The sequence below is a fragment of the Pontibacter rugosus genome (genome assembly GCF_042678745.1).
In the GTDB taxonomy this organism is placed as follows: Bacteria; Bacteroidota; Bacteroidia; order Cytophagales; family Hymenobacteraceae; genus Pontibacter; species Pontibacter rugosus.
Map to the genome: position 1 here is coordinate 1 of NZ_JBHTLD010000386.1, position 2056 is coordinate 2056.

Consider the following 2056-nt stretch of genomic DNA (forward strand, 5'->3'; position numbering starts at 1 on the left):
GCTTGCCTTCGAAACGGTTAGATATTGGTCGTTTATAATAATAAATGGATGCTTCTTGCTAAGGGGTAGTCGTTTTAGTGTAAAATTAGTATGGTTAAAACAAAGAAAGAGCTAATCTTAGATACAGCTTTAAACCTGTTCGCTGATAAAGGATATGATGCCACGCCTACCAGCCTTATTGCAAGGGAGGCTGGAGTGTCAGAGGGCCTTATTTTCAAACATTATATAAATAAAGAAAACCTTTTAGAGGCTGTTGTCAAAGCTGGCTATAGGCGTATTACAGATAAAAGCAAGGGATTAGTGGTAGAAGACGATCCTGAAAAGCTAATCTGTAATATTCTGGATATGCCCCAGAAGCTGGTAGAGGATGAGCGTAATTTCTGGCGTATGCAGTTTAGGCTGGTAGATGAGGAGACTTCTCAGAAGCACCACATCCGCTTCTCTAACTCGGTGATGCAGAAGTTAACCGAAGCTTTTAAAAAGCTTGGGTATAAGGAGCCAGAGCTAGAGTCGGAAATTATTATGCTGATGGTGGAAGGACTTTGGAGGCTGTTTCTTAATAATCCTGATAGGGAGCACTTCCTGAAAATGCTTGATTTAATTAAGGCTAAGTATAAGAGCAAGTAATAGGTATCCAACTACCTAAAAGAAGAGCCCCTGTCTGTAAATTGGCAGGGGCTCTTCTTTTGGAATCTTTGCTATGCAGTTGCTGCTCTTTGATCAAACTGCCACAATAATGGGTATAGGCAATTGTAATTTACAAAACGATATTAAAGTATACTCAAAGAAGAAGAGTCGGCGATAAGGTTAGCTGGTGTTAAACCCGCTATCTCTGTTGTCTTAGTACAAGAGCAAGCTTCATAAATTAAGCTTGCAGTAGATCAGATATATTTACTAACTCCAGATAAGGTTGTAAGCCTACATGGTTGCTGAGGCTGCGAACGAGTACAAATTTATTTCTCCTTGGCTCATACCATACTTCAGCAAAAAACGAATCGATATGATACAGACATATAACGTACTGCGACCTATACCGCACTGCCAGGTAAACCCCATGCCTCAAAATCAGATCGGCGCGCTGCTCAAGGGGTTTGCTGTTGAATTGGTTTAGGTTCATGCGAAGTCAATAGGAGTGTGAGTGGTTGTGCTTCAGTTATTTATACTGAATAGCTCAGCTACAGGTTCTTAATAGCATGAAATAGATCAGTGCCAGCCTGAATCATGCCTTTGGCTGAAGCATGTAGCTTGTCCTGCGAGTTAAGCTCATACTTGCTAGTCTCGATAACAGCCAGTGTATTGGCATCAGATGCTCCCCGCTTTACCTTCGCCTCGTTCACCACAGCTACATAAGGCAGTATTTGAGTCTGAGGAAACAACTTATATACAACGCGTTTTGTGTCGTGCAAGTATGGGATTGAGCTTAGAGAGTAAAAAAAAGCAGTTTCGTTTGCTTCGTATAACATGGCCTTGCTTGTGTTCATGGCGTCTCGTTCGCCCTGCCACCAGGTTATGCTTTTAAAAACAGCTGTCTTGCCTTCCGCTTCCAGCTTTTTGCGCGCCTGATCTATGGTAGTAAGTGCCTGCTGTGTCAGTTCTTTGGATTCTGGGTGCCAATCTTTTTCTTCGTCAGAGCCAGAATGGTATAGTTGCGTATTGCCGTAGCCGGTCACAACAAAATAAACTTTCTGCTGCTTATGTTCACTTAGTAGTTGAGCCGCCTTTACAACGGGGCCAAACATGCCCTTTACAGATTGTGTATTTACCCCAGCCTGCATCACCTCAAACCTCTGTGTTTCCGGGTTATAGATATAGCAGCTATCGAGTGGCTTCTGAAGGTCTTTCGGTAACTCCATCGCATACGCTCGGCCAATGCTGTTTGACTGCCCCATAATTAGATGGACATCAACAGTGTTGGTAGGAGGAGATGACTCTGTGCTGCATGAAAAAAACATACATGCGCTAAATAGCATGACTAATGGTAACAGGAGACTGGACTTTTTCATAGTTTGTGTAGGATCAATAAATCTACTTTTATAGTATTTTGATAAGTAAATAT

General features: G+C 42.1%; 2 protein-coding genes. One reads left to right on the forward strand and one right to left on the reverse strand.

The window, feature by feature from the left end:
* Window positions 1-90 precede the first annotated feature (90 nt).
* On the forward strand, window positions 91-627 hold the full coding sequence (locus ACFQ2O_RS21410; protein ID WP_377532897.1) for a TetR/AcrR family transcriptional regulator: 537 nt from the start codon (window positions 91-93) through the stop codon (window positions 625-627).
* A 548-nt stretch (window positions 628-1175) separates the two neighbouring features.
* Here the strand turns inward: ACFQ2O_RS21410 and ACFQ2O_RS21415 are convergent.
* Entirely contained in the window at window positions 1176-2003 is an 828-nt protein-coding gene (locus tag ACFQ2O_RS21415; protein WP_377532900.1) for a sialate O-acetylesterase, read from the reverse strand.
* Window positions 2004-2056 lie beyond the last annotated feature (53 nt).

Coding starts and splice junctions, on each gene's coding strand:
- ACFQ2O_RS21410 (WP_377532897.1), top strand. CDS start 91: ATGGTTAAAACAAAGAAAGAGCTAATCTTAGATACAGCTTTAAACCTG.
- ACFQ2O_RS21415 (WP_377532900.1), bottom strand. CDS start 2,003: ATGAAAAAGTCCAGTCTCCTGTTACCATTAGTCATGCTATTTAGCGCA.